This window comes from Cellulomonas iranensis NBRC 101100 = JCM 18110, assembly GCF_001552375.1.
Lineage (GTDB): Bacteria > Actinomycetota > Actinomycetes > Actinomycetales > Cellulomonadaceae > Cellulomonas > Cellulomonas iranensis.
This window is the reverse complement of record NZ_BCRB01000023.1, coordinates 19,593-38,117: the sequence shown is the minus strand read 5'-3', so window position 1 is coordinate 38,117 and position 18,525 is coordinate 19,593. Positions and strand designations below refer to the sequence as shown.

The window sequence follows — 18,525 nt, the reverse complement described above, 5'->3', positions numbered from 1 at the left end:
CGAACCGTAGGCGGCGTCGTGCGTGCTTGACATCCCGACCTCCTCAGGGTGGAGTGTACGCCATAGGTAGAACGACCGTTCTTTCTCTCGCTGTTCCCCAGGAGGTCCCGCCATGTCCGTCGTCTACACCGCCGTCGCCACCGCCACCGGTGAGGGGCGCGAGGGCCACACCCGCTCGTCGGACGGCCTCCTCGACCTCGACCTCGCCGTCCCGCGCGAGATGGGCGGCGCGGGCGGCGCGACCAACCCCGAGCAGCTCTTCGCCGCCGGCTACTCGGCGTGCTTCCACAGCGCGCTCAAGAGCGTCGCGCGCCGCGACAAGGTCACCTTCACCGACTCGGCCGTCACGGCCGAGGTCGGCATCGGCCCCAACGGCGAGGGCGGGTTCGGCCTCGAGGTGACCCTGCACGTCGAGCTCGGCGGGATCGACCAGGCCGTTGCCGAGCGCCTCGTCGAGGCCGCGCACCAGGTCTGCCCCTACTCGAACGCGACGCGCGGCAACGTCCCCGTCACGCTCGAGGTCGTCACGGCCTGACACCCCCGTGCCGTGAGAGGTCGATCCAGCCGCGTGCTGGATCGACCTCTCACGCACCAGGCGGGGCCCCGCGGCCCGGACGCCCGCGGGCGCGGAGCAGGGCGCCCGACCTACACTGGTCACCGGTGTGCCGGGAAGTCTGGTCGGCTGGCGCTGCGACGCGCCATCGACGTCCGGACGACCCGAGGAGCGCCGTGCGCCCCACCTCCCCTGCCCGCACGCTCACGCCCACCGCCCGGCCGGGCGGGTGAGCGCCATGACGGAGAGCATCTACCGGACGCTGCACGACCCGCACGCCCGGCGGCGGATCGACGACTGGTGCGACGCGCGGCTCTCCGCGTGGGCCGTGCCGCACGTCCGCGATCACCGGGACACCGTCGCCGGCCCGACCCACGTGCTCACGGCGGGCGACCCCGACGTGCCGGTCGCGGTCGTGCTCGTGCCCGGGGCCAACGCGTGCGCCGCGGCGCACCTGCCCGCGCTGACGGCCCTCGCCGCGCGGGGGCACGTCGTCGCGCCCGACGTGCCGGGCGAGCCCGGGCTCAGCTCGGGGCGCCGCGTCGAGAGGGCCCGCGTGCACCAGCTCGGTGCGTGGCTCGACGAGGTCGTCACGCGGCTGGACCGGCCCGTCGTGCTCGTCGGGCACGCGCTCGGTGCCGCCGCCGCGCTCGCGGCGTCGTCACCGCTCGTCGTCGGCCGCGTGCTCGTGAGCCCCGGCGGCCTGCGCCGCCCCCGGCTCCCGCTACGGCTGCTCGCCGCCGCGGCGCGCTGGCGTGCCGCGCCCCGGCCCGCGACCAGCTACCGGCTGCTCGAGCACCTGGCGGCGCCCGCGGAGCGGGTCGACCCGGCGCTGGTCGAGTGGCTCACGCTGGTGGGGCGCCACGTGCGGCCCGGGTTCGTCCCCGGGCGGCAGGCCGACCGGTTCACGGACGTCCTGCGGTCGCGGCCGCCCGTGGTCATGGCCGGCGTGCACGACCGGCTGCTGCCCCCCGCCCACGTCGCACCCGCCGCGCGGCGCCTGCTGGGGACGGACGTCGTCCCGCTCGAGTGCGGGCACCTGCCCGACCCCGCAGCGTGGGGCCACGTCGCCGGGACGGTCGACGCGCTCGTCGCGCGACGATCCTGACCGCGCGGTACGGCCCCGCCCGCCCGGGGCGGGGCCGTACCGCGGTCAGCCGAGCGGCGGCACCACGGCGACCAGGTGCTCGACCACGCCGACCCCGGCCGCGTCGTCCTCGTCGTCGTCACCGAGGTGCAGCGTGCGCCGTGCCAGCCACGCCAGCGCGGCCGTCACGGCGCACGCGGCGAGCAGCACGACGCCGCCTCCCCGGTGACCCCACTCCCGGTGATCCTCACGTGACGGCATGAGCACGTCTCACTCCTCCCCGTCAGGTGAGTCGGGCGCGTCGAGCGCGCGCGTGTCGGTGCCCGGCGCGAACCGGTGGCCCGACCCCACCGCGGCGCGGGCGATCGCGATGCCGCCGACCGCCGAGGTCAGCAGCTGCAGCACCACCGCGACCGCGACCTTGGCCGCGCTCGCCACCGAGGGGTCGAGCAGGACCGCCCCCACGGTGACGCACGCGACGCCGAGGCCGCCAGCCGTCGCGACGGCCGAGATCCGCATGTAGGGGTCCCGGAAGCGGCGCAGGCCGAGCGCCGCGACCACGAAGACCGCGGCGCCGAGCAGCACCAGCACCTGACCGGCCAGCTCCGCGGCGTTCACCGGTGGCCTCCCGTCAGCGCACGGGCCAGCGAGACGGCCGCGAGGAACGCCACGAGGGTCGCGACGATCACGAGGTCGAACGTGCCCGCGCGGGCCAGGCGCGTGCCGACGAGCGCGACGAGCCCGATGAGGCTGAACGTCAGCAGGTCGGCCGCGACGACGCGGTCGGCGGGCGTCGGGCCGGCGACGACGCGCCACGCGGCCACGAGGAACGCCACGGCGAGCCCCGCGACGGCGATGTCGATGACGATCACGGTCGTCCTCCCAGGGTCAGGCCGCGCACGAGCCGGTCGTCGAGGTCGCGCAGGTCGGCGACGGCGGTGGTCTCGTCGCGGTGGTACATCGAGTGCACGAGCACGGAGCGCGTGCCGCCGGGCTGCTCGACGACGCCGAGCACGAGCGTGCCGGGGGTGAGCGTCACGAGGACGCCGAGCGCCGTGACGTGGTGGTCGCCGGCGTCGGCCAGGTCGAGCCGGACCACGCGGGGCGTGCTGCGCCGGCCGGAGACCAGGACGTCGGCGAGGACGGCCGCGGACGAGAGGACGACCTGCCCGGCGAACCACAGCAGGAACACGACGGCGCGGATCGGGAGGGTGAGGGCGCGGAGGATCACGGCAGCACCGCCTCGACGTAGCCGGACGTGTCGAGCAGGCCGTCGGCCGCGGTCGCCGTGAGGCCGAGCAGCCCTTGGGCACCGAGGCCCAGCACGACCGTGACGCCGGCGAGCGCGACGGCGGGCGCCGCCAGGGCGGTGCGCGCACGACGCGTGCTCGTCGCGGTCAGCGTCGCGACACCTCCGCCCCCGTCGCCGTCGGCCGTCGCCGGCCCGCCGGGGTCGTCGGCGCGGCCCACGGCACCGGTGAGGGTCGGGGCGAAGACCTTGCCCCAGATCTTCAGCATCGACAGCAGCGTCACGAGGCTGACGACGAGCGCGAGCGCGACGACGACGAGCTGGTCGGCCCGCACCGCGGCCAGGATCAGCGTGAGCTTGGCGACGAAGCCGGAGAACGGCGGCAGCCCGGCCAAGGACAACGCCGCGACGCCGAACGCCGCGGCGAGCACGGGCTCGCGGCGCACCCGGCCCGCGAGGTCGTCGAGCGCGTCGGTGCCGTACCGCTCCTCGACCGCGCCGGCGGACAGGAACAGCGACGCCTTCACGACCATGTGGTGCAGCAGGTAGAAGATCCCGGCGGTGAGGCCGGCGTGCGTGAACAGCGCGACGCCCAGCAGGATGTAGCCGATCTGGCTGACCATGTGGAACGCGAGGATCGCGCGCATGCGCCCCTCGCCGGCTGCGCCCAGGACGCCGACGACCATGGTCGCCGTGAACAGCACGAGGCCGATCCACAGCCACCGCTGGTCGCCGTCGAACACGACGGCGTAGACGCGGTAGATCGCGTACACCGCGACCTTGGTGTGCAGGCCGGAGAACAGGGCGGTCACCGCGGGGGACGTCGTCGGGTAGGTGCGTGCGAGCCACCCGTGCACGGGGACGACCGCGGCCTTCATCGACAGCGCCGCGAGGCACAGCCCGGCGGCCGCCGCGACGGTCGATGACTCCGCGGCGGCCCCGGCCAGCTCCGCGAGGTTGACGGTGCCGGCCGTGCCGTAGACGAGCGCGACGCCCGCGAGGAACACGGTCGAGACGAACAGGTTGAACGCGACGTACAGCCGCGACCCGACGACGGACCGCTCGGTGCCGCGGCGACGCCGTGCGAGCACGAGCAGCCCGTACGACGGCAGCAGCATGACCTCGACGAACACGAACAGGTTGAACAGGTCGCCCGTGACCAGCGCGCCGTTGACGCCCGCGAGCAGCACCAGGACCAGGGGGCCGAACAGCGGCAGCCGACCCGTGCCGGACGCGACCGCGAACGCGGTGCACGCGAGCGTCAGCACACCCGCGACGGTGAGCATGAGCGCGGCGAACGCGTCGACCACCACGGGGATCGCGATGCCGCCGGGCCAGCCGCCGACCTGGTGGGCCAGCACGTCGCCGCCGCGCGTTGCCGCGACGAGCGCGACGCCCGCGGCCACGTCGGCGACCAGGAGCGCGAGCGTCGTGGCCACGACCCACGCCGGGCGGGCACGCAGCAGCAGGACGACGCCCGCGCCGAGCAGCGGGACGGCGACCAGTAGGGGCAGGAGGTGGTCGCTCACGTCGGGCTCCCGTCGTCGTCCGGCCCGGCCACGTCGCGCGCGGTGCCCGTGACGGCCAGGACGAGCAGGTAGATGGTGATGGCGAACGCGATGACGATCGCGGTCAGCACGAACGCCTGCGGCAGGGGGTCGGCCGTCACGGCGGGGTCAGGCCCCTGCCCGAGCGGCTCGCCGCGGCGTCCGACGCCGCCGGCGGAGAAGAGCAGCAGGTTGACGCCGTGGCCGAGCAGCACGAAGCCGAGCACGACGCGCAGCGCGTCGCGCTGCAGCAGCAGGTGGACGGCTCCCGCGACGAGGAGCCCGACGGTCAGGGCGAGGATCATCGGGGGGCTCCGCTCTGCTCGGCCGGGGTGCGGGTGGCGGGTGCGGCGGCGTCTCGCGCCGTGCGGGCCCGGCGGGCGTCGGCGCGGCGGTCGGACGCGGGCGACAGCCCGAGCCGGACGACCGCGGCCAGCAGCACGCCGAGCACCGCGAGGTACACACCGACGTCGAAGACGAGCGCGGTGGTCACCTTGAGGCCGAGCACGTCGAGGTGCAGCGGGCGCAGGAACGAGCCCTCGGCGAGCCCGAGCAGCCCCGTGCCGACCGCGACGACGACGCCCCAGCCCGCGATCGACAGGTACGGACGTTCGACGCGCGGCACCTCGTCGGTCGCGGCCGACAGGTACGCGAGCACGAGGGCAGCGGCACCGAGCAGCGCGGCGATGAACCCGCCGCCGGGGGCGTCGTGCCCGCGCAGCAGCAGGAGCACCGACCCGACGATCATGAGCGGGACGAGGTACCGGTCGAGCACGCCGAGGAACACGGCGTTGGGCGCGGCCGGCACGAGCGGCGTGCGGGCGAGCGGCACCGACCGCCGGTCGACCGCGCGACGCGCGTCGAGCAGCGCGGTGATCGCGACGGCTCCGACGGCGAGCACGACGAGCTCGCCGAGCGTGTCCAGCGCGCGGAAGTCGACCAGGATCGTGTTGACGACGTTGGTGCCGCCCGTGAGGTCCTCGGCCCGGCGCAGGTAGAACTCCCCCGCACCCGACAGGGGCCGGTGCCCGGTGAGCGTGACCGTCGCGACCGTGGCGGCGGCGCCCGCGGCGAGCGCGACGACGGCCGTCACGACCTGACGCCGCGCGCGCACGGGTCGGAACGTGCCGGACATGCGGCGCAGCACCAGCACCATGACGACGACCGTGAGGATCTCGACGAGCAGCTGGGTCATCGCGACGTCGGACGCGCCGAGCACGACGAACCACAGCACGACCCCGAAGCCGGCGACGCCCGTGGCGATGACGGCCGTCAGCCGCTGCCGCGCGCGCACGACGCCGACGACGCCGGCCGCGACGCCGACGAGCAGCGCGATCTCGCCCACGGTGACGGGGCCGACGTCGGGCAGCCCGGACCACAGGCGGGTCAGGCCCAGGGTGCTCGCGCCGACGAGGAGCACCGGCACGGCCAGGTGCGTCGCCGGGACGTCGGACCGCGTGAGGTCGCCGACGCGACGACCACCGGCGATGATCCCGTCGACCACGCGCTGCACCACGGCGGTGCCGTCGGCGGGGAACAGCCGACGCCCGACGAGCAGCGCGTCGACGCGGCGGCGCACGAGCGTGAGCCCGACGCCGCCGAGCACCGCGGCGACCGACAGCAGCAGCGCGGGGGTGACGCCGTGCCAGAGCGTGAGGTACGGGACCTGGTCGACGTCGATGCCGCCGACCACCGCGGCCGCCGGCGCGACGAGCGCGTCGAGCGTCCCCGGGACGAGGCCGACGGCGAGCCCGCCGAGCGCGGTGACGGTGATCGCCGCCGTCATCGCGGGGTCGGCGCGGCGCACCGGCGGCGTGGGCGCGAGGCCGGGCAGGGTCGTGACGACCATGCGCAGGCTGTACGCGACGGTGAGCGCGGCGCCGACGGTGACGACGGCGACGGCCCCCCAGCCGAGCACGGCGCCCTGCTCGGCCGTGACGAACGCGTCGAGCACGAGCTCCTTGCTGACGAACCCGAGCGCGGGCGCGACGCCGGCCATGCTCACGACCGCGAGGACGAGCATCGCGGCGGTCCACGGCATGGCGCGCGCGAGGCCGTGCAGCTCGCGCAGGTCGCGCGTGCCCGTGCGCTTCTCGACCACGCCGACGGTCATGAACGCGGCCGACTTGAACAGCGCGTGCGCGACGACGTGCACGCAGGCCGCGAGCAGCGCCCCCGGCGTGCCGACGCCGATCACCGCCACGAGCAGCCCGAGCTGGCTGACGGTCGAGTACGCGAGCAGCTCCTTGAGGTCGGTGCGCTGGAGCGCGAAGACGGCGCCCATGACCGCTGTCGTCACGCCCACCACCACGAGGGTCCCCGACCACAGGGGCGACGCCGACGCCGCGGGCGCGAGCACGAGCAGCAGGTAGATGCCCGCCTTCACCATGGCCGCCGCGTGCAGGTACGCGCTGACGGGTGCGGGCGCGACCATCGCGTCGGGCAACCACGCGTGGAACGGCAGCTGCGCCGACTTGGTCATGGCCGCGAGCACGACGAGCACGGCGACCGCACCGGCGAAGGCCGGGTCGTCGCCCCACACGGGGGACGCGAGCGCGGCGGTCAGCTCGGTGGTGCCGGTGCGGACGACGACGAGCGCGACGGCGCCGAGCAGCGCGAGCCCACCGAGGGCCGTGACGAGCAGCGTGCGCGTCGCGGGCGGCCCGGCGGTGGGCCCGGACACGAGGATCAGCAGGTAGGAGCACAGCGTCGTGAGCTCCCAGGCGACGAACAGCACGACGAGGTCGTCGGCGAGCACGAGCGTGAGCATCGCGGCCGCGAACGCGGTCATGAGCACGAAGAAGCCCACGGGCCGCGGCGACCGCACGTACCCGGTGCTGTAGACCATGACGACGGCCCCGACGAGCAGCACGAGCATTGCGAACAGGAACCCGAGGCCGTCGAGCCGCAGGCGCAGCGCGACGTCGACCGCGGGGATCCACGCGACGGACTCGGTGACGTCACCCGCGGACGTGCGGAGCTGCACGAGCGCGACCGCGAGCGCGGTGAGCCCGGCGGCGACGACCCACCCGGCGCGCGGGCCGATCAGTCGGGCGAGGGCAGGGGTGACCGCGACCAGCGCCCAGGCGCCGGCCACGAGGGCCACGAGGCTCACGGCGTCGTGCGGTGCAGGAACGGCTCGTGGAGGGCGGCCGCAGGCATGGCGGCAGGGAGGTCAGGGTTCACGGCAGGCTCCGGGCGGGTCGACGACGGGACTCGCCGACCAGACTTCCCGGCACACCGCCGTCCACGGTACGTGACGTCGGGCCGGTGCGCGCGGCCGGGGAGGTGGCCCCTTGGGCCGAGCACCGAGCCGGCAAGCGGGACCGGGCAGACGTCCGGGACCGGCACCCCGTGAGGTCGTCCTGCCTCCACCGGCACACGCGCCCGGTACGTTGACGGTTACTTCGACATCCATCAATATCGACGGGAGTCGAAGCCCAGCGACCCGTGGCGACGTCGGAGCGCGCACGCACGCGTCCGACCGCCACCACCGAACGACCCGAGGGAGAACGACCGATGGCCGAGACCCCTGCCGACGCCGCCCGCCCGAGGGTCCTGTTCGTCTGCGTGCACAACGCGGGCCGCTCGCAGATGGCCGCGGGCTGGCTACGGCACCTGTCCGGCGGTGCCGTGGAGGTCCGCTCCGCCGGGTCGATGCCGGCCGAGCAGATCAACCCCGTCGCGGTCGACGCGATGCTCGAGGTCGGGATCGACATCCGCGCCGAGCAGCCCAAGGTCCTCACGCCCGAGGCGGTGCAGGCCTCGGACGTCGTGGTCACGATGGGCTGCGGCGACGCGTGCCCGTTCTACCCGGGCAAGCGCTACGAGGACTGGACGCTGGAGGACCCCGCCGGTCAGGGCATCGCGGCGGTCCGGCCGATCCGTGACGAGATCCGCGCGCGGGTCCGGGCGCTGCTCGCGGAGCTCGGCGTGGAGCCGGTGGGCGCCTGACACCGAGCGCCCCGACGCCGGCTGCGCGCGTCGCGGCCCTGCCCGCACGTCTGCCCCACGCCCGTCCGGCCACCGTGGCGACCGCGTTGACCCGTTGATGTAAGTGACTTACATTTGTCGCCGTGAGCCGGTGGAACCGCACGCACGAGACGCTGCAACGCGCAGCACTGCACCTCTTCCAGCACCACGGCTACGACGCGACGAGCACGGCGCAGGTCGCCGCCGCCGCGGGGGTCAGCGAGGTCACGCTGTTCCGCCACTTCCCGACCAAGGCCTCGCTGCTGCTCGACGACCCGTTCGACCCCCTGATCGCCGACGCCGTCCGCCACCGTCCGGCGTCCGAGACACCGCTCCGGGCGACCGTCGAGGGCGTCCGCGCGGCCTGGCGCACGCTCGACCCGGAGCTGACCGACGCGCTGCGCACGCGACTGCGGCTGGTGGCCACGACGCCGTCGCTGCACGGCGCGCTGCAGACGAGCGGGGCACCCACCATCGCCGCGCTGGCCGACGCGCTCCACGCACGCGGTGCCACCCCGGCTCAGGCCCAGGTCGTGTCCGCGGCGGTCGTCGCCGGCCTCGGCGCCGCGCTGCTCGAGTGGGCGCGCTCCGGCACGGAGCCGCTCGACACGGCCGTCGGCCACGCGCTCGACGCGATGGCAGGGCGATGACGTCGCTCCGGCTCGACCGGGTGAGCCTCGGGTTCGGGCACGGTGACGGCGTCCACGACGTCACGATGTCCGTCGCCGCGGGCGAGATCGTGGCGCTCGTCGGACTGAACGGAGCGGGCAAGAGCACCCTCATGCGCCTCGCGCTCGGGATGCTGCGCCCGGCCCGCGGGACCGTGCACGTGCTGGGCGCACCGCTCGCCACCGCCCCCGCGAGGTCGTGGGCACGCGTGGGCGCCCTCGTGGAGGTCCCGCTGGCCTACCCCGAGCTGACGACGCGGGAGAACCTGCACCTCGCGGCGCTGCTCCACCACGCCGACCCGGGCTGCGTCGACGAGGCGCTCGACCAGTGGCAGCTCCGGCCGGTCGCCGACCGCCGCTTCCGACGGCTGTCGCTCGGCACGCGGCAGCGCGTCGGGCTGGCCGCGGCCCTGCAGCACCGACCCGACCTCGTCGTGCTCGACGAGCCGAGCAACGCGCTCGACCCGGCCTCGGTGATCCTGCTGCGCGAGCACCTCACGCGCCGCGCCGCCGACGGTGCGGCCGTCCTGGTGAGCAGCCACCACCTCGACGAGGTCGCGCGGACGGCGGGGCGCACGCTGCTGATGAACCGCGGCCGGCTCATCGGCGAGCTCGCCACCGACGGCCCCGACGTCGAGCGCGCCTTCTTCGACCGCATCCACGACGACGACCGTCGCGCGGGCGTCGGGACGGCGGCACGGTGAACGCCGCGCTGCGCGCCGAGGCCACCAAGCTCCGGCGCTCACCCGTCGGCCTGATCGCCACGGTGGCGCTCGTCGGCGGGACGATCGCCGTGCTCGGCGGGATCACCGCGGCCGTGGCCGGCGGCGACCCGGCGATGATCGCGAAGGCGGGCCCCGCGGCGGCGCTCGACTGGACGGGGCTGCTGTCGGGCGCCGGCCAGGTCACGGCGGCCGCCGGCATGCTCGGCTGCGGCACCGTGCTGGCGTGGCTGTTCGCGCGCGAGTTCACGGACGGCACGATCGTGGGCCTGTTCGCGCTCCCCGTGACGCGCGGGCGCATCGCGCTCGCGAAGCTGGCGGTCTACGCATGCTGGGTCGCGCTGGTGGGCGTCGCCCTGACGTCGGGGCTGCTCGCGCTCGGCCTCGCGCTCGGCTACGGCGCGCCGGACCGCGCGGTGTGGGCAGGCCTGGCGAGGCTGTGCGTGCTCGTCCTGCTGACCGGGGCGGTGACGACGCCCGTGGCGCTCGCCGCGACCGCGGCACGCTCGCTGCTCGCCGGGGTCGGGTGCACCGTCGGCCTCGTCGTGGTCGCGCAGGTCGGCGCGCTCGCCGGCGCCGGGGGCTGGATGCCGCTCGCGGCGCCGGCGCTGTGGGCCGCGAGCGGCGGCACCGCCGTGACGACACCGCAGCTCGCGCTCGCCGTCGCCGTGGGCGCCGCCGCGGCGGCGGCGGCGTGGTGGACGTGGTCGCGCCTCACCTGCCGGCGCTGACCACCTCGCGCCCTGCACGCACCCGCGGGCACGGCAGGATCACCCGACGGGCTTGCGCGCCCACACGATCGCCCCGTGCATCCCGTCGGCGACGCGGTGCGTGAACCGCACCTCGGCGTCGACGAACCCCGCAGCGGCCAGGCCCGCGAGGTACTCGCCGCGCGAGAGCGCACCGGCGATGCAGCCGACGTACGAGCCGCGCTCGGCGCGCTGCTCGGGCGTGACGTGGTCCTCCGCGACGACGTCGGAGATGCCGAGCCGGCCGCCCGGCACGAGCACGCGGAACGCCTCGGCGAGGACGGCGGGCTTGTCGGGCGAGAGGTTGACGACGCAGTTGGAGATGACGACGTCGACCGCGCCGTCGGGCAGCGGCAGGTCCTCGATGGTGCCGCGCAGGAACTCGACGTTGGCCGCGCCGGCGCGCACGGCGTTGGCGCGCGCGAGGTCGAGCATCTCGTCGGTCATGTCGACGCCGTACGCGAAGCCCGTGGGACCCACGCGCCGCGCCGACAGCAGCACGTCGATGCCGCCGCCCGACCCGAGGTCGAGCACGCGCTCGCCCGCGCGCAGCTCGGCGACCGCGAGCGGGTTGCCGCAGCCGAGCGACGCCGCGAGCGCCTCCGGCGGGACCGCGACGGCGTCCTGCGCGTCGTAGAGCGCCGACCCGAACCGCTCGTCGACCACCACGCCCGCCGGGCCGCAGCCCCCGACCGCGTCGCCGCCGCAGCAGCCGGCGTCGCCGCCGCCCTGCAGCGCCGCCACCGCGTACCGCGCCCTGACCTGCTCCCGGATGTCGTCCACCGGCCACCACTCCCTCGTATCGATATCGGTCGATGCCTCAGAGCGTGGCCCGCCCGCGCCGCACTGTCAACATCGACATCCGTCGATGTCCGCGGCATGATGACCCCGTGCCCCTCGACCTGATCCCGGTGACCGCGACCGCCGCCGACGCGTGCTGCAGCCCCGCGCCCGGCCCGACCATGGACGCCGCCGACGCCGAGCGCACCGCCCGCACGCTCAAGGCGCTCGCGGACCCGGCGCGGCTGCGGCTGCTGTCGATCATCGCCGCGCACGACGGCGGCGAGGCCTGCGTGTGCGACCTCACCGAGCCCGTCGGGCTCACGCAGCCCACGGTGTCGCACCACCTCAAGGTGCTCGCCGAGGCCGGGTTCGTCACGCGCGAGAAGCGCGGCGTCTGGGCGTACTACACGCTCGTGCCCGACGCCGTCCGCGCGCTCACCGCGCACCTCGGCGCGCACCTGCTGGACGGGCCCGACGCGTGACCGCGGGGACCACCGGTGCGCGCACGACGGGGCCGACCTCGGCCGGCGTCACCGTGGCCGCGATGCGGGAGGAGCACGCGCCGGGGGTCCTGGACGCGTACGCGGCCGGCATCGCGACGGGCGTCGCGACGTTCCAGGCGCAGCCCCCGACGTGGCAGGAGTTCGACGCCGGGCACCTGGCCGACCACCGGTACGTCGCGCTCGACGGCGACGACGTCCTGGGCTGGGTCGCGGTCTCCCCGGTCTCCGGGCGGTGCGTCTACGCGGGCGTCGTCGAGCACTCGGTGTACGTCGCCCCCGCCGCACGCGGTCGGGGCGTCGGGCGGCTGCTGCTCGACCGGCTGCTCGACTCGGCGCGAGACGGCGGCCTGTGGACCGTGCAGGCGGGCGTGTTCCCGCAGAACGCCGCGAGCCTCGCGCTGCACGCCGCCGCGGGCTTCCGCACGGTCGGCACGCGCGAACGCCTCGGGCTCATGACGCACGGCCCGCACGCGGGCCGCTGGCTCGACGTCGTGCTGCTCGAGAAGCGGCTCTGACGGCCGTCAGGCCGGCGCCCCCACGTACTCCGCGAGGTGCTGCCCCGTGAGGGTCGAGCGTGCCGTGACGAGGTCGGCCGGCGTGCCCTCGAACACGACGCGGCCGCCGTCGTGCCCCGCGCCGGGCCCGAGGTCGATGATCCAGTCGGCGTGCGCCATGACGGCCTGGTGGTGCTCGATCACGATGACCGAGCGGCCCGCGTCGACCAGCCGGTCGAGCAGCCCCAGCAGGTTCGCGACGTCGGCCAGGTGCAGGCCGGTGGTGGGCTCGTCGAGCACGTAGACGCCGCCCTTCTCGCCGAGGTGCGTCGCGAGGCGCAGGCGCTGCCGCTCGCCGCCCGAGAGCGTCGTGAGCGGCTGCCCGAGCGTCACGTACCCGAGGCCCACGTCGACCAGCCGCTGCGCGATCGCGAGGGCCGCCGGTACCCGTGACTCGCCCTCGGCGAAGTACGTGGCCGCGTCCGCCGCGGGCATCGCGAGCACCTCGGCGACGTCCTTGCCGCCCAGGTGGTACTCCAGCACCGACGCCTGGAAGCGGCGCCCCTCGCACACCTCGCACGTGGTCGCGACGCCCGCCATCATCGCGAGGTCGGTGTAGATGACACCCGCGCCGTTGCACACCGGGCACGCGCCCTCGGAGTTCGCGCTGAACAGCGCGGGCTTGACGCCGTTGGCCTTGGCGAACGCCTTGCGCACGGGCTCGAGCAGACCCGTGTACGTCGCCGGGTTGGAGCGCCGCGAGCCGCGGATCGCGGTCTGGTCGATCGTGACGACGCCCTCCCGCTTCGCCAGGGCGCCGTGGATGAGCGAGCTCTTGCCCGACCCGGCGACCCCGGTGACGACCACGAGCACACCCGTGGGCACGTCGACGTCGACGTCCCGCAGGTTGTGCGTCGACGCGTCGCGGATCTCCAGCGCACCCGTGGGCGTGCGCACCTCCGGCTTGAGCGTCGCGCGGTAGCCCAGGTGCCGGCCGGTGAGCGTGTCCGCCGTGCGCAACCCCTCGACCGTGCCCTCGTAGACCACGTGACCGCCCGCCGTGCCGGCACCGGGGCCGAGGTCGACGACGTGGTCGGCGATCGCGATCGCCTCGGGCTTGTGCTCGACGACGAGCACGGTGTTGCCCTTGTCCCGCAGGCGCAGCAGCAGGTCGTTCATGCGGGCGACGTCGTGCGGGTGCAGCCCGACCGTGGGCTCGTCGAACACGTACGTGACGTCGGTGAGCGCCGAGCCCAGGTGCCGCACCATCTTGGTGCGCTGCGCCTCGCCGCCCGACAGCGTGCCCGAGGGCCGGTCGAGCGACAGGTAGCCCAGGCCGATCTCGACGAACGCGTCGAGGGCGTCCCGCAGCGCCGTGAGCAGCGGCGCGACCGCCGGCTCGTCGAGCCCGCGGACCCACTGCGCGAGGTCGGTGATCTGCATCGCGCACACGTCGGCGATGTTCCTGCCCGCGATCCGCGACGACCGCGCGCCCTCGTTGAGGCGCGTGCCGTCGCAGTCCGGGCAGGTCGTGAACGTGACCGCCCGCTCGACGAACGCGCGCACGTGCGGCTGCATCGCGTCGACGTCCTTGGCCAGGAACGACTTCTGGATCTTGGGGATGAGGCCCTCGTAGGTGACGTTGATGCCGTCGACCTTGATGCGCACGGGCTCGTGGTGCAGCAACGCGTGCAGCTGCGTGGCGGTGAAGTCCCGGATCGGCCTGTCGGCCGGGAAGAACCCCGCGCCGCGGAAGATCCGCCCGTACCAGCCGTCCATCGTGTAGCCGGGGACCGTCAGCGCGCCCTCCTCGAGCGACTTGCTGTCGTCGTAGAGCGCCGTGAGGTCGAAGTCCGTGACCGACCCCATGCCCTCGCACCGCGGGCACATGCCGCCGATCTGCTCGAACGACACCTTCTCGGCGCGCTTCGCGCCGCGTTCGACCGCGATCGCGCCGCTCGCGCGCACCGTCGGGGTGTTGAACGAGAACGCCTGCGCCGACCCGACGTGCGGCTGCCCGAGCCGGCTGAACAGGATGCGCAGCATCGCGTGCACGTCGGTCACCGTGCCGAGCGTCGACCGCGGGTTCGCGCCGATGCGCTCCTGGTCGACGATGATCGCGGTGGTCAGGCCGTCGAGCAGGTCGACGTCGGGCCGCGCGAGCGTCGGCATGAACCCCTGCACGAACGCGCTGTACGTCTCGTTGATGAGGCGCTGCGACTCGGCGGCGACCGTGCCGAACACGAGCGAGCTCTTGCCCGAGCCCGAGACGCCCGTGAACACCGTGAGCCGTCGCTTGGGCAGCTCGACGCTCACGTCCTGCAGGTTGTTCTCGCGCGCGCCGTGCACGCGGATGACGTCGTGGCTGTCGGCGCGCGCGGGCACCGCGGGCTCAGTGCTGGAGGCGGAGGCGGGGGCTGCGGACGGCGTGCTCATCGGTCCTCCGGGGGCGTGCGCGGGCGCGAGCAGGACGGGCGGGCGGCTCAGCGTAGGGCCGGGCACCGACACCGGGCCCCGGACCGATCGTGCCGTGCGCGGCCGCTCCCGCGCGAGGTCCGCGTCGTGTCGACGCGGCGCCCCGGGCGTGGCACGCTCCACCGAGGGCATGCGTCGGCGGCGGGGAGAGCACGTGCGGGGATCGGCGCAGGGCGCTGGCGGGGCGGACGGCCCCGTCGACGCGCACGCGGCACGGCTCGCCCTGCTCGACTCCGCGGCGCGGGCTGCGGGCCTCGGCACGTTCGAGTGGGACCTGACGACCGGCCGCCTGGTGTGGGACGCCACGCTGCTCGAGGTCTTCGGGTACGACGAGCGCACGTTCGGCGGCACCATCGAGGCGTTCGACGCACGCCTGCACCCCGACGACCTGCCGCCGGTGACCGCGGCGCTCGACCGCGCGATCGCGACGCGCGGCGTCTACGAGGCCGAGTTCCGCGTGCGGCGTCCCGACGGCACGACCCGCTGGCTCACGGCGCGCGGCCGCGCGCTGGCCGGCCCCGACGGCGCGGCGACGCACGTGGTGGGCGTCGCGACCGACACGACGGCCCTGCGCGAGGGCGAGCTGCGGGTCACCGAGGTGCTCGAGCAGATGTCGGTCGGGTACTACTGGCTCGACGCGGACTGGCGCTTCGGGTACGTCAACGCCGAGGCCGAGCTCATCCTCGGCACGACGCGCGACACGCTGCTGGGCGGCGACGTGTGGGAGCTGTTCCCCGCGGCCGTCGGCAGCGACTTCGAGGACGCCTACCGGTCCGTCGCGCGCACGGGCGAGCCCCGCACGTTCGACGCCTACTACCCGGCGCCGCTCGACGGCTGGTACGAGGTCCGCGCGGTGGCCGAGCGCGGCGGCGTCGCGGCGTACTTCACCGAGATCACCGAGCGGCGGCGCGCGCTCGCGCTCGCCGAGGAGGGCCGCGCGCGCTCCGACCTGCTCGCTGCGGTCGCGGCCGAGCTCGCCGAGGCGGCCGACCCCGTGCGGGCCCTCGAGGCCGTGCTGCCGCACCTCGTGCCCGGCCTCGCGGACTTCGCGATCGCGAGCCTGCTGGACGAGGGCGGCGGGTCGTGGCGCACGCGCCTGCACGACGTCGCCGCGCTGCACGCCGACCCCGACCTGCAGCCGGTGCTGGACGCCTACCGCGCGCTGCGCGTGCCCGCGCTGACCGGCACGTCCGTGATCGCCGAGGTGCTCGCGACGTCGCGCCCCGTGCTGCGCGTGGGCTCCCCCGCCCCCGAGGTGATCGTCCGCCCGGGCCAGGCGCAGGACCTGCTGCGGCGGCTCGCCCCGCAGACGCTCGTCGTGCTGCCGCTGCGCGGGCGCGGCCACACGCGCGGGGTCATCACGCTCGCGCGGTGCGCCGAGCGCGGCGAGTTCGTCGACGCCGACGTCACGACGCTGCGCGACGTCACGGCGCAGATCGGCCTCGCGCTCGACAACGCGCACCTGCAGGCCGTGCGCCGCGACCTCGCCGAGGAGCTGCAGCGCAGCCTGCTCACCGCGCTGCCGCAGCCCGACCACCTGCAGCTCGTGGCGCGCTACGTGCCGGCGACCACGGGCACGCAGATCGGCGGCGACTGGTACGACGCGTTCCTCGTGCGCGACGGCAGCACGTGCCTCGTCATCGGCGACGTCACAGGGCACGACCTGCACGCCGCGGTGTCGATGGCGCAGACCCGCAACGTGCTGCGCGGCGGCGCGCACGCCATCGCGCGGCCGCCGGCGGGCGTGCTCGCGGCGCTCGACTGGGCGATGCACGACCTGGGGATCACGACCATGAGCACCGCGGTCGTCGCGCGCGTCGAGCAGACCCCCGAGCAGGCGGAGCGCGGCGTGCGCACGCTGCGCTGGTCGAACGCGGGCCACCTGCCGCCGCTGCTCCTGCACCCCGACGGCCGGGCCGAGCTGCTGCGTCGGCGCAACGACGTGCTGCTGGGCCTGCGTCCGCACAACGCCCGCCACGACCACACCGTGGCGCTCGCGCCCGGGTCGACCGTGCTGCTGTACACCGACGGTCTGGTCGAGCGGCGCACCGAGCGCCTCGAGGTGGGGCTCGAGCGGCTGCGCGCGCTGGCCGAGGAGCTGGCGGACCTGCCGCTCGACGAGTTCTGCGACCGGCTCGTCGCGACGCTCGCGGCGTCGAGCGGCGACGACGTCGCGCTGCTCGCGGTCCGCGCGTTCCCGCAGGACCGCCCGCGCCCGCCCGAGGCGGGCCCCGAGCTCGTGCCGGGCCGCCGCGCCTGATCTCGCCGTGCGGCGGCGCGCACGCCCGGCATACTGAGGCCGTGACTGCGCACGACGAGACCCTGGACGACTCCCCGGGCGGCCAGCTGCTCGTCGACGACGCCGACCCGACGACGCTCGTCGCGACGGGCGAGATCGACGTGTTCGTGGTCGAGGGCCTCGCCGAGCACGTCGGCGCTCCCCGCACCGAGACGGGCCGGCGGCTCGCCGCCGAGGGCGTCCGCACGGTCGACGTCGCGGGCGCCGAGTACATCGACTCGGGCTTCATCGGCCTGGTCGCGTCGCTCGCCGCCGCGGCGGCGCCCGACCGCGTGCGGGTGCGCGGCGCGAGCGGTCAGGTGAGCGACGTGCTCACGCTCACGGGCCTGGACTCGCTGGTCGAGCTGGTCTGACCGGCCGCCTCGCGGGCGTCGCCGTCGCGCGTCAGCCCTCGAGCGGCACCGTGAACCACACGGTCTTGCCGCCGCCGCGCTCGGGGCGCACGCCCCAGCGCGCCGCGAGCCGCTCGACCAGACGCATGCCGTGCCCGCCCGGCACGTGCGGCCCGCTCGACCGGACCACGGGCAGCGCGTCGCCCGCGTCCGTCACCGCGACCGTGCACGTCGTGCGCGTCGACTCGACCCGCACCGTGATCGCCTCGGCCGACCCGTGCCGCACCGCGTTGGTCACCAGCTCGCTCGTCAGCAGCTCGACGGTCGCGACGGTGCCGGGCGACATCCCGAGGTCGCGGGTCCGCTCGTTGACCCAGTGACGGGCCTTCGGGATCGACCCGCGCCGGGACTCGATCCGCAGCAGCACCGACCCATTGCACCAGACCTGCCCCGCGCGCGCGTCCCGCGACCGCGATCCGGTGCGGCGAGCGCCGCGCGGACGCTCACGCCCCGACGGTGACCAGCACCTCGTCGACCGCCACCTGCACGTCCAGGTCGGGGTGGAAGAGCAACCAGTCGAGGCTCGCGACGGCGAGCGCGCCCAGCAGCGCGGCCCCCGAGATCCCGGTGACCGTCGCGGGGTCGGCACCCTGCTCGGCGCGGACCTCGCGCAGCACGTCGCGGAAGTGCACCGCGACGTCCGACCGGATCGGTGCGAGCGCGTCGCCCCACGTGCGGTCGGTGCGGAACAGCTCGGCGGCCATGAGCTTGGCGAGCTCGGGGTTGGTCTGCAGCAGGGTCATGGTCGCGACGGCCACGGACCGCAGCGCGGCCCGGCCGGTGAGGCCGGTCCGCGCCGCGGACACCGTGTCGACGAGCCGCGTGAACCCGGTGCGCAGCACCTCGGAGAACAGCGCGTCCTTGGAGTCGAAGTTGTAGTAGAGGCTGCCCTTGGCGACCTGCGCCTCCTCCGCGACCTCGTCCATCGACGCGCCGGTGATGCCGCGGCGGGCCGCCACGGTGATCGCCGCGTCCAGGATCGCCTGCCGGGTGGGTCGGCGTGCCACGGTGCCTCCTCGTCTCCGTCGGTCC

The 18,525-nt window shown here is 75.4% G+C and carries 21 protein-coding genes; 10 read left to right on the top strand and 11 right to left on the bottom strand.

The annotated features are described in order from the left end of the window. The first annotated feature begins 112 nt into the window (after positions 1 to 112). Together CS2_RS07135 and CS2_RS07130 are read left to right on the top strand one after the other, a co-directional pair. Positions 113 to 535, top strand: coding sequence for an organic hydroperoxide resistance protein (locus CS2_RS07135; RefSeq protein WP_070319431.1), 423 nt, complete (start codon positions 113 to 115; stop codon positions 533 to 535). A gap of 256 nt (positions 536 to 791) precedes the next feature. Further along, positions 792 to 1,661: an alpha/beta hydrolase gene (locus CS2_RS07130; RefSeq protein WP_070319430.1), complete on the top strand. Its 870-nt coding sequence runs from the start codon at positions 792 to 794 to the stop codon at positions 1,659 to 1,661. 45 nt (positions 1,662 to 1,706) lie between these two features. Here CS2_RS07130 and CS2_RS18785 read toward each other — a convergent pair whose 3' ends face one another. From CS2_RS18785 to mbhE, 7 genes are read right to left on the bottom strand one after another with little or no spacing between them, the layout of a single operon-like run. After that, positions 1,707 to 1,850, bottom strand: a complete 144-nt coding sequence (locus CS2_RS18785; protein ID WP_156442032.1) for a hypothetical protein — start codon at positions 1,848 to 1,850, stop codon at positions 1,707 to 1,709. A 60-nt stretch (positions 1,851 to 1,910) separates the two neighbouring features. Further along, positions 1,911 to 2,258, bottom strand: a complete 348-nt coding sequence (locus CS2_RS07125; protein ID WP_070319429.1) for a cation:proton antiporter — start codon at positions 2,256 to 2,258, stop codon at positions 1,911 to 1,913. Further along, positions 2,255 to 2,512, bottom strand: coding sequence for an MrpF/PhaF family protein (locus tag CS2_RS07120; protein ID WP_062100983.1), 258 nt, complete (start codon positions 2,510 to 2,512; stop codon positions 2,255 to 2,257). Before CS2_RS07120 ends, CS2_RS07125 begins: the two co-directional genes overlap by 4 nt. Beyond that, the gene (locus CS2_RS07115; RefSeq protein WP_070319428.1) at positions 2,509 to 2,871 is read right to left on the bottom strand and encodes a Na+/H+ antiporter subunit E; all 363 of its coding nucleotides are present in this window, start codon (positions 2,869 to 2,871) and stop codon (positions 2,509 to 2,511) included. The genes CS2_RS07120 and CS2_RS07115 overlap by 4 nt, the downstream gene beginning before the upstream one ends. Further along, positions 2,868 to 4,418, bottom strand: coding sequence for a monovalent cation/H+ antiporter subunit D family protein (locus CS2_RS07110; RefSeq protein WP_070319427.1), 1,551 nt, complete (start codon positions 4,416 to 4,418; stop codon positions 2,868 to 2,870). Before CS2_RS07110 ends, CS2_RS07115 begins: the two co-directional genes overlap by 4 nt. Further along, positions 4,415 to 4,741, bottom strand: a complete 327-nt coding sequence (locus CS2_RS07105; protein ID WP_070319426.1) for a sodium:proton antiporter — start codon at positions 4,739 to 4,741, stop codon at positions 4,415 to 4,417. Before CS2_RS07105 ends, CS2_RS07110 begins: the two co-directional genes overlap by 4 nt. Beyond that, positions 4,738 to 7,551 carry a hydrogen gas-evolving membrane-bound hydrogenase subunit E gene (mbhE, locus tag CS2_RS07100; protein WP_070319425.1) on the bottom strand — a complete coding sequence of 938 codons (2,814 nt, stop codon included), beginning with the start codon at positions 7,549 to 7,551 and terminating at the stop codon, positions 4,738 to 4,740. The genes CS2_RS07105 and mbhE overlap by 4 nt, the downstream gene beginning before the upstream one ends. 404 nt (positions 7,552 to 7,955) lie before the next feature. Here mbhE and CS2_RS07095 point away from each other — a divergent pair, with 404 nt between their 5' ends. The 4 genes from CS2_RS07095 to CS2_RS07080 all read left to right on the top strand — a co-directional run bounded on the left by CS2_RS07095 (position 7,956) and on the right by CS2_RS07080 (position 10,529). Then, positions 7,956 to 8,390 (top strand): arsenate reductase ArsC, encoded by a 435-nt coding sequence (locus CS2_RS07095; RefSeq protein WP_070319424.1) that lies wholly within the window; start codon positions 7,956 to 7,958, stop codon positions 8,388 to 8,390. 122 nt (positions 8,391 to 8,512) lie between these two features. Next, positions 8,513 to 9,058 (top strand): TetR/AcrR family transcriptional regulator, encoded by a 546-nt coding sequence (locus CS2_RS07090; protein ID WP_070319423.1) that lies wholly within the window; start codon positions 8,513 to 8,515, stop codon positions 9,056 to 9,058. Further along, on the top strand, positions 9,055 to 9,780 hold the full coding sequence (locus tag CS2_RS07085) for an ABC transporter ATP-binding protein (RefSeq protein WP_070319422.1): 726 nt from the start codon (positions 9,055 to 9,057) through the stop codon (positions 9,778 to 9,780). Before CS2_RS07090 ends, CS2_RS07085 begins: the two co-directional genes overlap by 4 nt. Beyond that, positions 9,777 to 10,529 carry an ABC transporter permease gene (locus CS2_RS07080; RefSeq protein WP_070319421.1) on the top strand — a complete coding sequence of 251 codons (753 nt, stop codon included), beginning with the start codon at positions 9,777 to 9,779 and terminating at the stop codon, positions 10,527 to 10,529. The genes CS2_RS07085 and CS2_RS07080 overlap by 4 nt, the downstream gene beginning before the upstream one ends. 39 nt (positions 10,530 to 10,568) lie before the next feature. Here CS2_RS07080 and arsM read toward each other — a convergent pair whose 3' ends face one another. Beyond that, complete coding sequence (gene arsM / locus CS2_RS07075; RefSeq protein ID WP_070319420.1) at positions 10,569 to 11,330, bottom strand: arsenite methyltransferase; 762 nt, start codon at positions 11,328 to 11,330, stop codon at positions 10,569 to 10,571. 107 nt (positions 11,331 to 11,437) lie between these two features. Here arsM and CS2_RS07070 point away from each other — a divergent pair, with 107 nt between their 5' ends. Both CS2_RS07070 and CS2_RS07065 read left to right on the top strand, forming a co-directional pair. Next, entirely contained in the window at positions 11,438 to 11,812 is a 375-nt protein-coding gene (locus CS2_RS07070) for an ArsR/SmtB family transcription factor (RefSeq protein ID WP_070319419.1), read from the top strand. 62 nt (positions 11,813 to 11,874) lie between these two features. After that, a complete protein-coding gene (locus CS2_RS07065) occupies positions 11,875 to 12,348 on the top strand; it encodes a GNAT family N-acetyltransferase (protein ID WP_070319442.1) in 474 nt (157 codons plus the stop codon). 6 nt (positions 12,349 to 12,354) lie between these two features. Here CS2_RS07065 and CS2_RS07060 read toward each other — a convergent pair whose 3' ends face one another. Then, positions 12,355 to 14,763, bottom strand: a complete 2,409-nt coding sequence (locus CS2_RS07060) for an ATP-binding cassette domain-containing protein (RefSeq protein WP_082739941.1) — start codon at positions 14,761 to 14,763, stop codon at positions 12,355 to 12,357. Positions 14,764 to 14,956: 193 nt separating this feature from the next. On the opposite strand from CS2_RS07060, the gene CS2_RS07055 reads away from it, so the two are divergent. Continuing rightward, positions 14,957 to 17,062, top strand: coding sequence for a SpoIIE family protein phosphatase (locus tag CS2_RS07055; protein ID WP_169798631.1), 2,106 nt, complete (start codon positions 14,957 to 14,959; stop codon positions 17,060 to 17,062). A gap of 41 nt (positions 17,063 to 17,103) precedes the next feature. Continuing rightward, the gene (locus CS2_RS07050) at positions 17,104 to 17,454 is read left to right on the top strand and encodes an STAS domain-containing protein (RefSeq protein WP_070319416.1); all 351 of its coding nucleotides are present in this window, start codon (positions 17,104 to 17,106) and stop codon (positions 17,452 to 17,454) included. 31 nt (positions 17,455 to 17,485) lie between these two features. On the opposite strand, the gene CS2_RS07045 is transcribed toward CS2_RS07050, so the two are convergent. Beyond that, positions 17,486 to 17,860: an ATP-binding protein gene (locus CS2_RS07045; RefSeq protein ID WP_070319415.1), complete on the bottom strand. Its 375-nt coding sequence runs from the start codon at positions 17,858 to 17,860 to the stop codon at positions 17,486 to 17,488. A gap of 76 nt (positions 17,861 to 17,936) precedes the next feature. Then, on the bottom strand, positions 17,937 to 18,500 hold the full coding sequence (locus CS2_RS07040; protein ID WP_062104188.1) for a TetR/AcrR family transcriptional regulator: 564 nt from the start codon (positions 18,498 to 18,500) through the stop codon (positions 17,937 to 17,939). Positions 18,501 to 18,525 lie beyond the last annotated feature (25 nt).